The sequence below is a fragment of the Streptomyces sp. NPDC046557 genome (assembly GCF_040645975.1).
Lineage (GTDB): Bacteria > Actinomycetota > Actinomycetes > Streptomycetales > Streptomycetaceae > Streptomyces.
In genome coordinates, this window is the sequence record NZ_JBEYZH010000001.1 from 12,936 (window position 1) to 29,162 (window position 16,227).

Below are 16,227 nucleotides of genomic sequence, written 5' to 3' on the forward strand. Positions count from 1 at the left end.
CCTGCTCCCGCCGCTTCCGCCGGGCAAGTAACTAACTGGATAGTTCAAGCATGCGACACCGTCTCCACGATGTCAATAACCGGATAGTTACTTGCTAGCCTGGTGCCATGGCACGGGACTCCAGCGCAACCAAGGGACGGCTCCTCGACGCGGCCTTCGCCGAGTTCGCGGCGTACGGCATCGCCGGCGCCCGCGTCGACCGCATCGCGGAAGCCGCGCAGGCCAACAAGCGGCTCATCTACGTCTACTTCGGCAACAAGGAGGAGCTCTTCGACGCCGTCCTGCGGCGCGCGCTGGAGAGCGGTTCCGAGACGGTGCCCTTCGACGCCGAGGACCTGCCCGGCTACGCGGGCGCCGTCTTCGACCACCTCCTGGAGCGGCCCTCCCTGATGCGGCTCGTGGCATGGAAGCAACTGGAGCGTCCGGGCGTCACCGACGCCGAATCCGAGTCCTATCAGGACAAGATCGCGAAGGTGGCGGCGGCGCAGCGGGCCGGATTGATCGACGCCGGGCCGGACCCGGCCGACCTGCTGACCCTGGTGATGGGTCTGTCGCAGTCCTGGTTCGGCGCGGTGGGCGGCCCGGCGGCGGGCGCGTCGGACACCGGCTGGTCACCGGAGCGACTGGCCCGTCACCGGGGGGCGGTCGTCGAATCCGTCCGCCGGGTCACGGCGCCGGCGCCCGCCCCGGCACCCTGAGCGGCCCGGAGGCGGAGGTGGAGGCGGAGGTGGAGGCGGAGGTGGAGGCGGAGGTGGAGGCGGACGACATGGACACGACGGCGCTGGAGAGGCGGGCCCGCTCCCTCACGGCGACGGGCGAGCGGCGCGTCCTGGGCATCGCGGGGGCGCCGGGCGCGGGCAAATCCACGCTCGCGGAGCGCCTGGCCCGGGCGCTGGGACCGGCGGTGGCGGTGGTGGTTCCGATGGACGGTTTCCACCTGGCGCAAGCGGAGTTGGAGCGGCTGGGCCGCGCCGACCGCAAGGGCGCCCCCGACACCTTCGACGTGGCGGGCTACGTGGCCCTGCTCCGGCGGTTGCGCGAGCGGTCGGCCGACGCCGTGTACGCGCCGGCTTTCGACCGCGCCCTGGAGGAGCCCGTCGCCGGGAGCATCCGGGTGGAGCCCGGCGTACCGCTGGTGATCACGGAGGGCAACTACCTGCTGCACGGGACGGGGGCGTGGGCCGCGGTCAGGCCGTTGCTCGACGAGGCGTGGTTCCTGGCCCCCGACGACACGACGCGGGTGCGGCGGCTGGTCGAGCGCCATGTGCGGCACGGCAAGGACGAGGCCTACGCCCGGCGTTGGGTGGCCCGCTCCGACGAGGCGAACGCCCGTCTGATCGCCCCGGGGCGCGGCTCGGCGGACCTCGTCGTCGAGTGAGCCGCGCCCGTCCGGCGGGTCAGGGGCCGACGGGTGGCCCGAGGTCGACACGACGGAACACCTGGTCGAGTCCGACGATGCCGAGGACCCGGGTGATGTTGTCCGGCACGGCGGCGAGCGCCATGGCCGCGTCGGCGGCCCCAGCCCGGTTGTGGGCGGTGATCAAGGCACTGATGCCGCTGGAATCGCAGAATTCCAGGCCCCCCAGGTCCAGGACCAGCAGCTCGCCCGGGGCAAGGGTGAGCTCGTCCACCGCCTGGCGCAGGCGGGGCGCGGTGTCGAAGTCGAGGTCACCGGTGACTCGCAGTACCGGACCGGTGTCGGCGTCTCGGACGGTGATCATCAGCGGGCTCATGTCAGCTTGTCGCTCCGGGAGGGGGTCGGGGATGCGGGAACGCCGAGGGCGAGGAGGGCGGTGTCGTCGTCCAGCCCGTCGCCGAAACCGTCGAGCAGGCCGGTCAGGGCGCCGACCAGACCGTGCGGACCGACGCCGGGGTGCGCGGCGGCGAAGTCGCGCAGCGCCTCGTCACCGTACAGCTCGCGGCTCTCCCCCATGGTGCCGTCGAGCAGGGTGGAGAGGTAGCCGCAGGGCGCGGATTCGTAGAGGTCCTCCGCGCTGTCCTCCAACAGGGAGGTGAACACCGCGTCGGTGGCCGCCTTGTCGCCGGGCTGCTCGGCGCTGTGTCCCGTACAGGACATCAACGCGGTGTCCGGGCGAAGGCGAGCAGCCGAACCCGTGCGCGAGCATGACGACGGGGGCTCCTTCGGGTCCGCTCACCGTCACGTCGTTCCTGCGGAGGATGTCCATCCTCTTATCCTCCCATCCCGCCGCACGTCACCCGAGGGCGCCTCCCCGCACCGCCCGGCCGGGCCGGTGTGGCGGGCGGGCAACGCGTGCGTTCCGCACACCCCATCGGTGACAGCCGTGACTGTCGCCGCCCCCGCCCCGGGTGGCACGGTGGTTTTGCCGCCGTCCGACCGAGGGAGTACGGGTGAACAAGGGGTACGCCGCCTTCTGCGACGCAGACCGCTGGTTCTACGACGCGCCGTACCGGCGGGCCGAGGAGAGCTACCCGGCCGCGCTCGCCCCCGTCCCGGAGGGCTGGCGCTCGCACAGCACCGGCAGTTGGTACGCCCTGCGGCCGATCGGCCTCGAACTGCCCGCCCAGGGCTGGAAGATCCACGTGTCGGCCACCCTCGACAACGCCGAGTCCGTGCTGGCCCGGGTGTACGACTACTGCGTGGAGGGCGGCGTCGCCTTCAAGTTCGTACCGAGCCGGTACCTGCTGCACCTGCGCAACGCCAAGTACGCCGACCGCGCCGCCAGCGGCAAGTTCCTCACGGTGTACCCGGCCGACACCGAGGAGTGCCGCCGCATCGCCGAGGACCTGGACGGCCTGCTGTCCGGCGAGCCCGGCCCGTACATCCTCAGCGACCTGCGCTGGGGCGCGGGGCCCGTCCACCTGCGCTACGGGAGCTTCACCCTGCGGCACTGCTACGACGAGCGCGGCGAGGTCGTCCCGGCGATCGAGGCCCCCGACGGGCGCCTGGTGCCGGACCCGCGCGGCCCGGTGTTCCAACCGCCGGAGTGGGTCGAGCTGCCGCCCTTCCTGAAACCGCACCTCGACGCGCGCTCCGCGGTCGGCCTCGCCGGTCTCCCCTACACGGTGGAGCGGGCCCTGCACTTCTCCAACGGCGGGGGCGTCTACGCCGGGCGCGACACCCGCACCGGTGAGGCGGTGGTCCTCAAGGAGGGCCGGCCGTTCGCGGGGCTCGCCGCCGACGGGGCGGACGCGGTGGCCCGGCTGCACCGCGAGCGGTCGGCGTTGGAACGGCTGGCCGGACTGGACTGCGTACCCGCCGTCCGCGAGGCGTTCACCGTCGGCGACCACCACTTCCTGGTCATGCAGTACCTGGAGGGCAAGCCGCTCAATACCTACTTCGCCCGCAAGCACCCGCTGATCGAGGCGGACCCGACGCCGGAGGCGCTCGCCGACTACACCGCCTGGGCCCTGAAGATCCACGAGCGGGTCACCGAGGCCGTGGCGGCCGTACACGCCCGCGGGGTGGTCTTCAACGACCTGCACCTCTTCAACATCATGGTTTCCGAGGACGCTGCGGGTGAGCCGTCCGTCGCGCTGCTGGACTTCGAGGCGGCAGCGCACGTCGAGGAGGGGCTGCGCCAGACGGTGGCCAACCCGGCGTTCGTCGCCCCGCCCGATCGTCGCGGTTTCGCGGTGGACCGCTACGCCTTGGCGTGCCTGCGCCTCGCCCTGTTCCTCCCGCTGACGAGTCTGCTCGTACTGGACCGGGCGAAGGCCGTGCACCTGGCCGCCATCGCCGCCGAACGTTTCCCCCTACCGCCAGGGTTCCTGGACGAGGCCGTCGAGGAGATCCTCGCCGGGCCGGACGGGGAACCCGCCGGGGCGGCGCCGCGGGGCGACCTCGCGGCGGCGCCGGGCGGCCGGATACCCGCGCCCAGCGGGCCGTACCTCCCGGTGGAACCCGGGGACGGGGACGCCGCCCGCCGGTCCATGACGGCAGCCCTGCGCGCCTCGGCCACGCCGGAGCGGGCGGACCGCCTCTTCCCGGGTGACATCGCCCAGTTCACCACCGAGGGCGGCGGCGTCGGCTTCGGGTACGGCGCCGCAGGGGTGCTCTACGCGCTGGCGGAGACCGGGGCCGAGCCCTGGCCCGAAGCCGAGGAATGGTTGCTGGCCCGGGCCGCCGATCCCGGCTCGGGAACCCCGCTGGGCTTCTACGACGGCCTCGCGGGCACCGCCTGGACCCTGGACCGGCTCGGACACCGGGACCGGGCGCTCGCCCTGGCCGAGCAACTGCTGCGCCAGCCGTGGCAGGAGATCGGCCCGGACCTGCACAGCGGGCTCTCGGGCATCGGACTGGCGCTGGACGCGCTGGGCACGGCGACCGGCGAGGGCGAACTGCACACGGCCGCCCTGCGCTGCGCCGAACTCGTCGGGCGCTCGGCCCCGCGGCTGACCCGCGCGGGGCTGCTCCACGGCAACTCCGGTCCGGCGCTGCTCTTCCTGCGCCTCTACGAACGCACCCGCGACGAGGCGTACCTCGTACGCGCCGGGCACGCCCTGCACCGCGATCTCGATCGGTGCGTGACCAGTGCGTTCGGCACCCTCCAAGTCGACGAGGGGTGGCGCACGATGCCCTATCTCGGCGCCGGCAGCGTGGGCATCGGCATGGTGCTGGACGACTGGCTGGAGCATGCCGGGGACCCGCGCTTCGAGCAGGCGCGAGGCGAGATCGTGCGCGCCGCCCGGTCGAACTTCTACGCGCAGCCGGGCCTGTTCCGCGGCGCGGCCGGCATGGTGCTGCACCTGGCGCGGACCGGCACGCCCGACCCCGACGGCACCCGGGGCGACGACCTCCACCGCCAGGTAGCCGCATTGGCCCGGCACGCCGTGCCGTACCAAGGCCGGCTGGCCTTCCCCGGCGAGCAGTTGATGCGCCTGTCCATGGACTTGTCCACGGGCACGGCCGGCGTCCTGCTCGCCCTCGGCAGCGCGACGCCCGGCGGGCGCGCCCAGCTGCCGTTCCTCCCACCGCTGCGGCGCGCCGCGGCGGTCCCAGAGCCGGTCCCGCACCCCCGCGGGGCCGTGACCCCATCGCACCAACTCATCGAGAGGAACACGACATGACCCTTCTTGACCTGCAGTCGATGGAGACCGTGAAGGAAGAGACCACCGAGGCGGCCCTGCACGGCGGTGGCAGCCAGGCGAGCCTGCTGCTCTGCGGTGACAGCAGCCTGAGCCTCACGACCTGTCACTGATCAGGTAGCTTCCGGGCCCGGGCGGTTCACCGCCCGGGCCTGGAGCCATCTCCGGAGCCCCGGGAGGCCCGACGATGACCCCGCCCCCGCCGCCCGTTGCGGGCAAGGCGACGTCCGGACGCGGTGGCGACCGGGTACTGAAGGCGGCCGCCCGGCACAGCGTCGTGCGCATCGCCGCCGTGGGCGCGTGCTCCGTCGCCGCCGCCCTCGCGGCCCTCGTCGAACCCGCCGTGCTCGGCCACGCGCTCGATCTCCTGCTGCGGCGCGACCCGGCCGGCGGCTCCTGGACCCTGGGGTGCGCGGCCGTGATCACGGCCGAGATGTTCCTGGACGCGCTCACGACGCGGCTGACGGGGCAGGTCAACGGCCGCACCACCGCCTGGCTGCGCCGCAGGGGACTGGCCGCGCTGCTGCGCGCGTCCCCGCACCACGCGGGCCGCCACTCACCCGGCGACCTCACCGCGCGCCTGACCGCGCATGCCACGGAGGCCGGTACGGGGCCCGCCGCCGCCGCCTCGGGCGTCGCCTCGCTGCTGCCTCCGCTCGGTGGGCTCGTCGCGCTGTTCCTCATCGACACCTGGACGGCGCTCGCCTTCCTCGCCGGACTGCCGCCGCTGTTTTGGCTGTTGCGGTCGTTCGCCCGGGACTCGGGGTCCAGTGTGGCCCGGTACCAGGAGGTCCAACTGGGGATGGCGGCCCGACTCGTCGAGGCCCTCGACGGGGCCAGGACCATCGCCGCCGCCGGCACCGTCGGCCGCGAGCGCGCCCGTGTCCTACGCGACCTTCCCGAACTGGGCGCGCAGGGGCGGCGGATGTGGCGCGTCTACGGCGGCACGACCGCCCGGACCTCCGCCCTGATGCCGCTGCTGCTGTACGTGGTCCTCGGGGTGGGCGGGTCGCGGCTGCTCGCGGGGGCGCTGGGGGTCGGCGAACTCCTCGCCGCCGTGCGCTACGCCGGACTCGCCGCCGGGATCGGCGCGGTCACCGGCCGGGTCGCCGCCGTCGTACGCGCCCGGGCCGCCGCGGGCCGGACGGCGGCCGTCTTCGAACTTCCCGAACTTCGCTACGGCGTAAGCGAATTGCCCGGGTCGGGACCCGGCACGCTGGAGCTGTCCGGGGTCCGCGTGGTGCGCGACGGCCGGATCGTCCTGGACGGCATCGACATCGTGGTGCCGGGCGGCGCCACGCTCGCCGTGGTGGGCCGCTCCGGCGCGGGCAAGTCGCTGCTGGCGGCGGTGGCCGGTCGCCTCACCGACCCCGACTCCGGCCGCGTCCTGCTCGACGGGGTACCGCTGGAGGAGCTTTCGGCGGCGGCGCTGCGCCGGGGGGTGGGGCATGCCTTCGACCGGCCGGCGCTGCTCGGGGAGAGCGTCGCGGACGCCATCGCGTTCGGCCGGAGCCCCCGGCCGACGCGGGAGGAGGTGCGGAGCGCGGCGCGGGCCGCGGGGGCGGAGCCGTTCGTACGACGTCTGCCCGCCGGCTTCGACACGGTCCTCGGGAACGCGCCCCTGTCAGGCGGGGAGGTCCAACGCCTGGGCTTGGCCCGGGCGTTCGTACGAACGGGCCGACTGCTGGTGCTGGACGACGCCACCTCCAGCCTCGACACCCTGACCGCCCGCGAGGTCGAACGCGCCTTGGCGCGGCGGGTGGGGGGCGGGACGCGGGTCGTGGTCGCGCACCGGGTCTCCGCGGCCGCTCGGGCGGACCTGGTGGTGTGGCTGGAGGACGGCCGCGTCCGGGCCACCGGCGCCCACACCGACCTGTGGCGGGACCCGGCCTACCGGGCGGTCTTCGCAGGGGCCGGCACGGAGCGCGGGACCCGGACGGGGAGGCAGACGGGTAAGGAGGCGGACTCGGAGCCGGCTTCCGCCCCGGCCGCGGGGAGCCTTCCGTGAGCCGGCGCCCCGCGCCCCGGGGGCGGGTGGCACCCGACGCGCGGCGTTTCCTGCGCTCCCGCGTCCGGCCGCTGACCGCCCTCGCGCTCTGGTCACTGCTGGAGTCCGCGCACACCTTCCTCGGGGGCTACGGCGTCGCCCGCGCCCTGGACGACGGCTTCCTCGCGGGCCGGGCCGCGACCGGCGCGGCCTGGCTGGCGGCGGCCGGCGTCGGCGCCCTGCTCGGCGGCTTCGCCCTGCGCGGCGTGTTCACCGGGCTCGCGGAACTCGTGGAACCGCTGCGCGACGGGCTCGTACGCCGGGCCGTGGACCAGGCGTTGGCCGCGGCGGTCGCCGATCCCGCCCGGGCCGCCGACGCGCGGGCGGTGTCCCGGCTGACCCAACAGACCGAGATGGCCCGCGACTCCTTCGCCGGTCTGGTCCTGACGGCCCGCTCCTTCCTCTTCACCGCCGTCGGCGCGCTCGTGGGCATGGCGGCGCTCGCCCCCGTCCTGCTGCTGGTGGTGCTGCCGCCCCTGTTGCTGGGGCTGGCCGCCTTCGGCGCCACGCTGCGCCCGATGGCCGCCGTACAGCGGGAGGCGCTGGACACGGAGGAGGCCCTGGCCGCGCGGGTGGGGGAGGCGGCGGGCGCGCTGCGCGACATCGTGGCGTGCGGCGGCGGGGCGGCCGTGACCGCCGGGGTGGAGCCGCTGATCGCGGCCCAGGAACGGCTGACGGCCCGGCTCGCCGGATGGGGAGCGGTGCGTACCGTCGCACTCGGTGTGGCCGGCCGGGCGCCCGTCGTCGCGTTGCTGGTCGCCACGCCCTGGCTGCTCGGGCGCGGGATCACGGCGGGCGCGCTCGTCGGCGCCGTGACGTATCTCGTGCAGTCGCTGTTGCCCGCGCTCGACACCCTGATGGCCGCGCTCGGTTCGGCGGGGACGCGGCTGTTGGTCGTCCTGGACCGCTTCCGCACGCCCCCGGCGTGCGCGCCGCCCGGCCCACCGGTCGGCCCACCGGTCGGCCGGGTCGGCAGGGTGGCCCGCCTCGGCCGGGTCGCTGCTGCCCCGGGCGAGGGGGCCGGCGTGGCCGCCGAGTTGAGGGGGGTCGGCTTCGCCTACGGGCCCCACGCCCATCCCGTGCTCCACGGCCTCGACCTACGGGTGCGGCCCGGCGAGCACCTCGCGGTGGTCGGGCCGAGCGGCATCGGCAAGTCCACGCTCACCGCCCTGCTCGCCGGGCTGCTCACCCCCGACCGGGGCGAGGTCCTGGTCGCGGGGGTCCCCGCCCGGCCGGCCGCGGGGGGCGGCCCCGACCCGCGGCGGACGCTGTTGCCGCAGCAGGCGTACGTGTTCACCGGCACCGTGCGCGAGAACCTGACCCACCTCTGCCCGGGGCCGGTGCCCGATGCCCGCCTGGACACGGCCGTCACCGCCCTGCGGCTACGGGGGCTCGTCGACCGGCTGGGCGGGTACGACGCGGTCCTCGACCCCGCGCGGCTTTCCCAGGGCGAGCGGCAACTGTTGGCGCTCGGCGCGGCCTACCTCTCCCCCGCCCCGCTGCTCCTGCTCGACGAGGCCACCTGTCACCTGGATCCGCAGGCCGAGGAGCGGGCCGAGCGCGCCCTCGCCGCCCGTCCCGGCACCCTGATCGTGGTGGCCCACCGGATCTCGTCGGCCGCGCGCGCCGACCGGGTCCTCGTACTGGACGGGACCCGGGCGGTGTGCGGCACCCACGCGGAGCTCCCGGCGCGCTCGGCCCTCTACCGGGACCTGGTGGGCATGTGGGGCGCGGGAGAGTCCGTCATGCCCCGCTGAGCCCGCCCGTCCGGGACGCGGCCTGGACGGGTCTACACCCACCCCGCGCTTCGGGAGATGCGTATCGCGTCGATGCGGTTGCGCGCCCCGGTCTTGCGGGTCACGGCCGCCATGTAGTTGCGGACGGTCCCGCTGGCGAGGTGCAGGGCGCGGGCGATCTCGGCGACGGAGTCGCCCTGCGCGGCCCGGGCCAGGACGCTCAGCTCGCGCGGGCTGAGGGGGACCGGGTCCGCTTCCATGAACGCGGAGGCCAGCGCCGCGTCGATGAACCGCTCCCCCGCGGCCACCTTGCGGACGGCGTGGACCAGCCGGCCGGGCGAGCCGTCCTTGTCGACGTAGCCGAGGGCCTTGGCCTGGAAGGCGCGGCCGAGCGTGCCGGGCGTCCTGGCGGTCGCCAGGACGAGCAGGGGCGTGGGCGGGCCCAAGAGCCGCCCGGGGCGCGGGCCTTCGCCGGTGAGGGCGGCCGTCGCCCCCGGACAGTCGACGTCGACGACGGCCACGTCCGGGCGTAAGGATTCGGCCCGGCGGGCCGCCGTCCCCCATCCGGCGGCCGTGACGTCGAAATCGCCTTCGGATCTCAGCAGGGCGGCCAGGGCGGATCCGACGAGGCTGACGCTGTGCAGTACGAGGACCTTCGTCATGGTGACTCTCCGAACGTCGGTGGGAGCGGACGGTCAAGGCTTCATCAGCACCAAGCGGGTGCCCAGGTACCGGCCTCCGGAACATGACCACCGGGGGCACCCGTGGCCGCATGGCCGTAATGCGACGCCGCCCCGGGGGCCCGCGCACGGCATGTCGTACTTGTCGCCGCAGTCCACCGCCATCCGTGGCCGCCCCTGGCCGCGATGTGTCCGAATCCTTCGGGTGGCCGACGCGTGGACGAAAGGGGGGCTACCGAAACGCGGGCGGGCGGCGCCGGATGAACCGGTGCCGCCCGCCTGCTGGATGGGGGGAGAGCTGGTCAGTCAGCCGAGGAAGCCGCTGTAGTAGCCGCCCACCTGGCCTCGGTAGTCCTCGTCGTGGAGGTGCTTCTCCCGCTCGAACTCGGGAGCGTTCTTGATCTGCTCCTTCGTCCCGTCGACGTAGATCTTCTGTTCCTCGGGGTCGACGCGCGTGATGGTGCCGGCCGGCAGCAGGACTTCCCTGCCGAAGATCCACGGCCCGGTGTCGACCACGATGTAGGAGGAGCCGACCTCGTCCGAGTGCTTGTCCACCTTGCCGATGCTGCCGTCGAGGGCCTCGACCTTGTAGCCCGTCAGGTCCGCGCCCGGCGCTCGGCCGGAGGTCTCGCGGTAACCCCACACGTTCCCAGACATGCGCACATCTCCTTGATCGGTTCGTCGGCTCCGTTGCTCCGCCGACCTGTTCGAGAGGTACCGCAGGAGCGGGAGCCTCGTAACGACCCGCCTGCCCCGGCCCTCGGTTCCCACACACCCGGTCTTGTCCGCTCATCGGGCGGCGCCGGGGGGTGCGCTCAGACCCGGCCGCGCCAGGATCCGGTCTCGTGGCCGCGCGCCTCGATGTACTCCTTGAACCGCTTGAGGTCACCGGTGATCTGTCGCTTGACGAAGCCGAGCTTGTCGCCGACGTTCTCGGTGAACCCCTCCGGGTCGTAGTCGAGCTGGAGCATGACCTTGGTCTTGCTGTCGTCCAGGCGGTGGAAGGTGACCACACCGGCCTGCTTCACCTCTCCGCCGAGGGTCGTCCACGCGACCCGCTCGTCGGGGATCTGTTCGGTGATCTCCGCCTCGAACTCCCGCTGTGTCCCACCCACCTTGGTGACCCAGTGGGTCATGGTGTCGCTTCGCTGATCGATCCGCTCGACCCCCTCCATGAAGTGGGGGAACGTCTCGAACTGCGTCCACTGGTTGTACGCGGTACGGATGGGGACCTGGACCTCGATGGACTCTTCGACCTTGGACACGGTGAGCGCCTTCCTGATCTCGGCCGCCGCCGGCTTCACCGCCGGACGCACCGGGGAGTCCGTCTCCCGCCTCCGCCCGTGCCCCGATTCCACCGTCTCATCACCAGAAAAAAGGCTGCGTGTTCGGGGGTTTGGGCGCGGCCGGGCGGGTCATACGCGGGGATGTCGGTGAACGGGCGCCGTTCGATCGGCGTCGAAGCCGTCCACCGAGGACCGGTGGCCGCGCGCAGAGCCCCTCCCCCCGGTACGCGCGCGGTCCACGGGCCCTGCACCATGCTGCCGTCCCGCCACATCGGCCCCCCGGCCCCACCCCGGCTGCCTCCGCGCAGCGGCGCGGCCCGGGCAAGCCCCCGGCGGCCACTGCCCTCGCAGAGACCCCCGGGCCCGGACGGGGCGGCAGCCCCTCCGCCCTCCCGTGCCGCCCGCGCCACAGGTGTGACGACGTAATATGCTCCGCCTCCCGGGTCGTCGACCGGCCCCCACGGAGGAAGGCGGTTGTCGTCGTGTCCCGCACCAGAACCGATGCCCGTACCCGTCACCCGCGTCACGAGCGGCGCGGCGAAGGGAGGTTCCCCGCGGTCATCGCCACCTTGGCGGCGATCCTCCTCTACCTCGCGCTGCCGCAGCGGTTGTTGATCGCCCCGCGCTACGTGCTGCCGGCCCTGGAAGTGCTGTTGCTGCTTCCGTTGATCGCGATCAACCCGCGCCGGTTGACCCGTCAGACCAAGGCGTTCCGTCTCATGTCGCTGGTCTTGGTCCTGCTCATCGTGGCGAGCAATCTGATCGCCCTCGGCATCCTCGTCCACGAGTTGGTGTACGCCGGAGTCAACGACGGGCGGTCCCTGCTCGTGGCGGCGCTCCAGGTGTGGCTGACCAACGTCATCGCCTTCGGACTGGCCTACTGGGAGCTCGACCGGGGCGGTCCGGTCAGTCGTACCCAGGCCCCGCGCGAGGAGCTCCCACTGGCGGACTTCCGCTTCTCCCAGGACGAGAACGACGACGCCGTCCAAGAGGTGGCGGACGGTGCCAGCAAGGTCTCCGACTGGGTGCCCACCCTGATCGACTACCTGTACGTGTCCACCACCAACTCGACCGCGTTCAGCCCGACGGACACGATGCCCCTCTCCGCCCGCGCCAAGGTCCTGATGGCCGTCCAGAGCGTGGCGGCCCTGCTGACCTCGCTCCTGGTCATCGCCCGAGCCGTCAGCATCCTGCGTTGAGCGCAGCCGGCCGCCGCCCCGCCACGAACCCGTCACTGAGAGGTCATGCGTCGGGGGCGTGGTCCTCGTGGTCGCTGCGCAGGACGACCGTGCTGTGCGACTCCAGGCGCAGGGCGGCGCCCGGCTTCAGTTCCCGTTCGTCGGGGGTGTCCGTCGTCGCGGTGTCGAAGAGCAGCGTCCAGCGCGCGGCGAAGCGACTTCCGGGGAGGCGGAAGTCCACGGCGCTGTCCGAGCTGTTGAACATCAGCAGGAAGGAGTCGTCGGTGACCCGGTTGCCGTAGCGGTCGGGTTCGGTGATCGCCTCGCCGTTGAGGAACATGGTGAGGGCGCCGGCGTGCGGCCACGTCCAGTCGTCTTCCTCCATCGGTGAGGCGTCCGGGCGCAGCCATTCGACGTCCGCCGGGAGCCCCGTGTGACCGGCGGCCCGCCCGGAGAAGAAGCGTCGGCGGCGCAGGACGGGGTGGCGGCGGCGGAGGTGGATCAGTCGGGAGGTGAAGTCGAGGAGGCGTTCGCCGGGTTCGTCGAGGTCCCAGTCGATCCAGGCGGTGGGGTTGTCCTGGCAGTACGCGTTGTTGTTGCCGCCCTGGGTGCGACCGAGTTCGTCCCCGTGGCTGATCATCGGGATGCCCTGGGAGAGGATCAGCGTGGTCATCAGGTTGCGCTGCTGCCGTTCGCGCAGGGCCAGGACCCCGGGATCGTCCGTCTCGCCCTCCGCCCCGCAGTTCCAGGAGCGGTTGTCGTCCTCGCCGTCCCGACCGTCCTCGCCGTTCGCCTCGTTGTGTTTGCGGTCGTAGGAGACGAGGTCGCGGAGGGTGAACCCGTCGTGGGCGGTGACGAAGTTGACGCTGGCCAGGGGCCGGCGCCGGTCGTGTTCGTAGAGGTCGGCGGAGCCGGTGATGCGGGAGGCGAACTCCCCGAGCGTGCCTTCCCGGCAGCGCCAGTAGTCGCGGACGGCGTCGCGGTAGCGTCCGTTCCACTCCGACCACAGGGGAGGGAAGTTGCCGACCTGGTAACCGCCCTCGCCGAGGTCCCACGGTTCGGCGATGAGTTTGACGCGGCTGATGACGGGGTCCTGTTGGATGACGTCGAAGAAGGCGGAGAGCCGGTCCACCTCGTGGAACTGGCGGGCGAGGGTGGCGGCGAGGTCGAAGCGGAAACCGTCGACGTGCATCTCCTGGACCCAGTAGCGCAGCGAGTCCATGATGAGCTGGAGCACGTTCGGGTGGCGCATCAGCAGGCTGTTGCCGGTCCCGGTGGTGTCGTAGTACTGGGAGCGGTCCTCGTCGACCAGCCGGTAGTAGGCGGAGTTGTCGATGCCCTTGAAGGCCAGGACGGGTCCCTTGTCGTTGCCCTCCGCCGTGTGGTTGTAGACGACGTCGAGGATGACTTCGATGCCGGCCGCGTGGAGCGCCTTCACCATCTGCTTGAACTCGGTGACCTGTGCGCCGCCTCGGCCGCCGGTGGCGGCGTAGGCGTTGTGCGGGGCGAAGAAGCCGATGGTGTTGTAACCCCAGTAGTTGGACAGGCCCTTTTCGGCCAGGTGGCCGTCTTGGACGAACTGGTGCACGGGCATCAGTTCCAGGGCCGTCACCCCGAGGCCCGTCAGGTGGTCGAGGATGGCGGGGTGGGCGATGCCCGCGTACGTGCCGCGCAGTTCCTCGGGCAGGGCGGGATGGGTGCGGGTGAGGCCGCGCACGTGGCCTTCGTAGATGACGCTCTCGCCGTAGGCGTAGCCCGGCGGTTTGTCGTCGCCCCAGTCGAAGGCGCGGTCGGTGACCACCGACAGCATGGTGTGGCCCGCGCTGTCCAGGGTGTTCGGCTCGGCGCCGTTCGCGAAGCGGTGACCGTAGAGGGATTCGTGGTGGTCGAGGCGCCCGTCGATGGCGGTGGCGTACGGGTCCAGCAGCAGCTTGGCCGGATTGCAGCGGTGTCCGGCGGCCGGGTCGAACGGGCCGCGTACGCGGTAGCCGTACCGCTGACCGGGGCCCACGTCGGGCAGGTGGATGTGCCACGCGGACCGGTCGATCTCCGTCATCGGTACGCGGGTCTCGCGTCCGGCGTCGTCGAGCAGGACGAGGTCCACACCCTCGGCGACCTCGGAGAACAGTGCGAAGTTGGTTCCGGAGCCGTCGTACGTCGCTCCCAGGGGATACGGTTTGCCCGTCCATGTGCGCATGTGGCCACGCTACTGTCGCGGGCCGCCCGGGGCAGGACGGCCCGGCGGACGCGGGCCGACGTGTCCGGCCGCGGGTGCGGTGGGCGGGCGCGCCCGGGGCGGCCGGGAACCGACCACCCCCCGACGCGCATGAGCGGGCCGTCGCGGGTAACACGGCGTCAATGAGACCCGAATCCGGCGCGGCGGCCGTACGGCCCGGTCGCCTCTCCATACTGCTGTTGCTGCCGGTTCAGGCGGCCCTGATGGTGGGTGTGGGACTGCTGGTGACGGGGCCTCTGGCGGACCAGTGGCCGCTGGCGGCGGAGGACGGCGTCAACCGCGCCCTGGCCGCGCACCGCGGCGGCCTCGCGACACCGCTCTCCGGATGGCTGTCACAACTGGCGGGCACCCGCAGCATCATCACGCTGACCCTGCTCGTCGTGGTCACCCTCCTGGCCGTGTCACGGGGGCGGCGGCTGCGCGAGGCGCTCTTCCCCGCCGTGGCCGTCGCCGCGCAGTCGGCGGTGTTCCTCCTCGTGACCCTGGTCGTGCAACGGCCGCGTCCGGACGTACCGCACCTGGACGCCGCCCCGCCCACCTCCAGTTTTCCCTCCGGGCACGTGGGGGCGTCCGTGGCGCTGTTCGGGGGCCTGGCGGTCCTGGTGGCCGCCCGGCTGCGCGGCGACCGGCGGTGGGTACGGTACGTCGCGGTCGGGGTCCTGCTGCTGGTCCCGGTGGCCGTGGCGTGCTCCCGGGTGTACCGGGGCATGCACCATCCGTCCGATGTCGTGGGCGGACTGCTCAACGGAGCCTGCACACTGCTCGTCGTGACGCACGCGCTGCTGCTGCCGGGTCGACGGTCCGGGACCGCGGGGGCGGCCGGGGACGACCGGCTCCCGTCGGCCCCCGCCCCGTACGAGACCCCGTACGAGACGCCGTACGAGGCCACCCCCGAAGCCCCGCCCGAGACCCCGCGCAACACCGCGCACAGGAGGGCGGCCGACGACCCGGTCGCGCCCGCGACCGGTCCCGCCGGGGCGCGACGGGTCGTGGTGGTGCGTCACCCGCTCGGCTGCGGCGCGGACCAGGCCGAGCGGCTGCGCGTCGTCCTGGACCGCCACGGCTACGCCGATCAGGTGTGGACTTCGACGTCCGCGGAGCAGCCCGCCGGCGCGCTCGCCGGGCGGATCACCGGGGCGCGGACGGGGCTGGTGGTGGTCTGCGGCGGTGACGGCACCGTACGCGCCTGCGCCGACGTGGTGGCCGGCACCGGGATCCCCCTCGCGATCGTCCCGTGCGGCACCGGCAACCTGCTCGCGCGCAACCTGCGGCTCCCCGCCGATCCGGCGACCGCCCTGGAGGCGGCCCTGTCCGGCGAGACCGTCCGGATCGACGTGGCCCGCGTGTGGGGTGAGGCGCTGGAGCCCGGCCGGTTCACCGTCATGGCGGGAGCCGGCTTCGACGCCGCGATGGTGGCGGGCACCTCCGAGCGGGCCAAGGAGCGCCTCGGGTGGGTCGCGTACGTCCTCTCGGCGGTCCGCCACCTGGGGGACCCGCGGATGCGCCTGTCGATCAGGGTGGACGGAGGGCCTCAACAGGAGCGCCGGGCGCGGATGGTCGTCATCGGCAACGTCGGCACGTTGCAGGGCGGGTTGCCGCTGCTGCCCGACGCCCGCCCCGACAGCGGACGCCTGGAGGTGGTGCTGCTCGACCCTCGGGGCGCCCGCGGCTGGCTCGCCGCCGCCGGGCACCTCGGCTCGCACATGCTGCCCGGCCGGGCCACACGGACCGCAGGCGCGGCGGTGCGCGGCGCGGTGGCCGGCGGGGCACTGGAGTACTTCAGCGCGGTACGCGTCGACATCCGCTTCGCGCGCCCGCAGCCGCGCGAACTCGACGGCGATGTGGTGGGCGCCGGGACCCGGCTGACGGCCGAGGTCGAGCCGGGGGCGCTGCGGATCTGGCTGCCGCCGCGCCCGCGCCCCGTCGAGGCGCCCACGGCGACGGCCGAACCGGCCTCCTCCACCATCGGCGGTTGAGGCAGTCTCCTCCACCATCGG

Annotated in this window: 13 protein-coding genes and 1 pseudogene; 8 read left to right on the forward strand and 6 right to left on the reverse strand. The window is 73.6% G+C overall.

Annotated features, from left to right (window positions below):
• The first annotated feature begins 107 nt into the window (after window positions 1-107).
• Together ABZ934_RS00070 and ABZ934_RS00075 are read left to right on the forward strand one after the other, a co-directional pair.
• Entirely contained in the window at window positions 108-698 is a 591-nt protein-coding gene (locus ABZ934_RS00070; protein ID WP_361306811.1) for a TetR family transcriptional regulator, read from the forward strand.
• Window positions 699-751: 53 nt separating this feature from the next.
• A complete protein-coding gene (locus ABZ934_RS00075; RefSeq protein ID WP_361308624.1) occupies window positions 752-1,378 on the forward strand; it encodes a nucleoside/nucleotide kinase family protein in 627 nt (208 codons plus the stop codon).
• Between the two features lie 19 nt (window positions 1,379-1,397).
• On the opposite strand, the gene ABZ934_RS00080 is transcribed toward ABZ934_RS00075, so the two are convergent.
• Together ABZ934_RS00080 and ABZ934_RS00085 are read right to left on the reverse strand one after the other, a co-directional pair.
• On the reverse strand, window positions 1,398-1,733 hold the full coding sequence (locus ABZ934_RS00080) for an STAS domain-containing protein (RefSeq protein ID WP_361306813.1): 336 nt from the start codon (window positions 1,731-1,733) through the stop codon (window positions 1,398-1,400).
• Window positions 1,730-1,930, reverse strand: a pseudogene (locus ABZ934_RS00085) (histidine kinase); the annotation flags it as partial. The gene ABZ934_RS00080 and the pseudogene ABZ934_RS00085, both read right to left, overlap by 4 nt.
• A gap of 440 nt (window positions 1,931-2,370) precedes the next feature.
• On the opposite strand from ABZ934_RS00085, the gene lanKC reads away from it, so the two are divergent.
• The 4 genes from lanKC to ABZ934_RS00105 all read left to right on the forward strand — a co-directional run bounded on the left by lanKC (window position 2,371) and on the right by ABZ934_RS00105 (window position 8,871).
• The gene (lanKC, locus tag ABZ934_RS00090) at window positions 2,371-5,049 is read left to right on the forward strand and encodes a class III lanthionine synthetase LanKC (protein WP_361306815.1); all 2,679 of its coding nucleotides are present in this window, start codon (window positions 2,371-2,373) and stop codon (window positions 5,047-5,049) included.
• Complete coding sequence (locus ABZ934_RS00095) at window positions 5,046-5,180, forward strand: SapB/AmfS family lanthipeptide (RefSeq protein WP_136215832.1); 135 nt, start codon at window positions 5,046-5,048, stop codon at window positions 5,178-5,180. Before lanKC ends, ABZ934_RS00095 begins: the two co-directional genes overlap by 4 nt.
• Before the next feature lie 74 nt (window positions 5,181-5,254).
• A complete protein-coding gene (locus tag ABZ934_RS00100) occupies window positions 5,255-7,075 on the forward strand; it encodes an ABC transporter ATP-binding protein (protein ID WP_361306817.1) in 1,821 nt (606 codons plus the stop codon).
• Window positions 7,072-8,871: an ABC transporter ATP-binding protein gene (locus ABZ934_RS00105; RefSeq protein WP_361306819.1), complete on the forward strand. Its 1,800-nt coding sequence runs from the start codon at window positions 7,072-7,074 to the stop codon at window positions 8,869-8,871. Before ABZ934_RS00100 ends, ABZ934_RS00105 begins: the two co-directional genes overlap by 4 nt.
• A gap of 32 nt (window positions 8,872-8,903) precedes the next feature.
• Here the strand turns inward: ABZ934_RS00105 and ABZ934_RS00110 are convergent, their stop codons facing one another.
• The 3 genes from ABZ934_RS00110 to ABZ934_RS00120 all read right to left on the reverse strand — a co-directional run bounded on the left by ABZ934_RS00110 (window position 8,904) and on the right by ABZ934_RS00120 (window position 10,795).
• Entirely contained in the window at window positions 8,904-9,512 is a 609-nt protein-coding gene (locus tag ABZ934_RS00110) for a response regulator transcription factor (RefSeq protein WP_361306821.1), read from the reverse strand.
• Window positions 9,513-9,836: 324 nt separating this feature from the next.
• Entirely contained in the window at window positions 9,837-10,187 is a 351-nt protein-coding gene (locus ABZ934_RS00115; protein WP_361306823.1) for a PRC-barrel domain-containing protein, read from the reverse strand.
• A 158-nt stretch (window positions 10,188-10,345) separates the two neighbouring features.
• Complete coding sequence (locus ABZ934_RS00120) at window positions 10,346-10,795, reverse strand: SRPBCC family protein (protein ID WP_361306825.1); 450 nt, start codon at window positions 10,793-10,795, stop codon at window positions 10,346-10,348.
• Window positions 10,796-11,298: 503 nt separating this feature from the next.
• Here ABZ934_RS00120 and ABZ934_RS00125 point away from each other — a divergent pair.
• Window positions 11,299-12,015: a hypothetical protein gene (locus ABZ934_RS00125; protein ID WP_361306827.1), complete on the forward strand. Its 717-nt coding sequence runs from the start codon at window positions 11,299-11,301 to the stop codon at window positions 12,013-12,015.
• Window positions 12,016-12,058: 43 nt separating this feature from the next.
• Here the strand turns inward: ABZ934_RS00125 and glgX are convergent, their stop codons facing one another.
• The gene (gene glgX, locus ABZ934_RS00130; RefSeq protein WP_361306829.1) at window positions 12,059-14,191 is read right to left on the reverse strand and encodes a glycogen debranching protein GlgX; all 2,133 of its coding nucleotides are present in this window, start codon (window positions 14,189-14,191) and stop codon (window positions 12,059-12,061) included.
• A gap of 161 nt (window positions 14,192-14,352) precedes the next feature.
• Between glgX and ABZ934_RS00135 the strand changes: the two genes are divergently transcribed.
• Window positions 14,353-16,206: a diacylglycerol kinase family protein gene (locus ABZ934_RS00135; protein WP_361306831.1), complete on the forward strand. Its 1,854-nt coding sequence runs from the start codon at window positions 14,353-14,355 to the stop codon at window positions 16,204-16,206.
• Window positions 16,207-16,227 lie beyond the last annotated feature (21 nt).

What these genes read in the sequence shown, in the direction of transcription:
- ABZ934_RS00095 (WP_136215832.1), top strand. Translation starts at nt 5,046, where the DNA reads ATGACCCTTCTTGACCTGCAGTCGATGGAGACCGTGAAGGAAGAGACC.
- ABZ934_RS00115 (WP_361306823.1), bottom strand. Translation starts at nt 10,187, where the DNA reads ATGTCTGGGAACGTGTGGGGTTACCGCGAGACCTCCGGCCGAGCGCCG.
- ABZ934_RS00080 (WP_361306813.1), bottom strand. Translation starts at nt 1,733, where the DNA reads ATGAGCCCGCTGATGATCACCGTCCGAGACGCCGACACCGGTCCGGTA.
- glgX (WP_361306829.1), bottom strand. Translation starts at nt 14,191, where the DNA reads ATGCGCACATGGACGGGCAAACCGTATCCCCTGGGAGCGACGTACGAC.
- ABZ934_RS00070 (WP_361306811.1), top strand. Translation starts at nt 108, where the DNA reads ATGGCACGGGACTCCAGCGCAACCAAGGGACGGCTCCTCGACGCGGCC.
- ABZ934_RS00135 (WP_361306831.1), top strand. Translation starts at nt 14,353, where the DNA reads ATGAGACCCGAATCCGGCGCGGCGGCCGTACGGCCCGGTCGCCTCTCC.
- ABZ934_RS00110 (WP_361306821.1), bottom strand. Translation starts at nt 9,512, where the DNA reads ATGACGAAGGTCCTCGTACTGCACAGCGTCAGCCTCGTCGGATCCGCC.
- ABZ934_RS00100 (WP_361306817.1), top strand. Translation starts at nt 5,255, where the DNA reads ATGACCCCGCCCCCGCCGCCCGTTGCGGGCAAGGCGACGTCCGGACGC.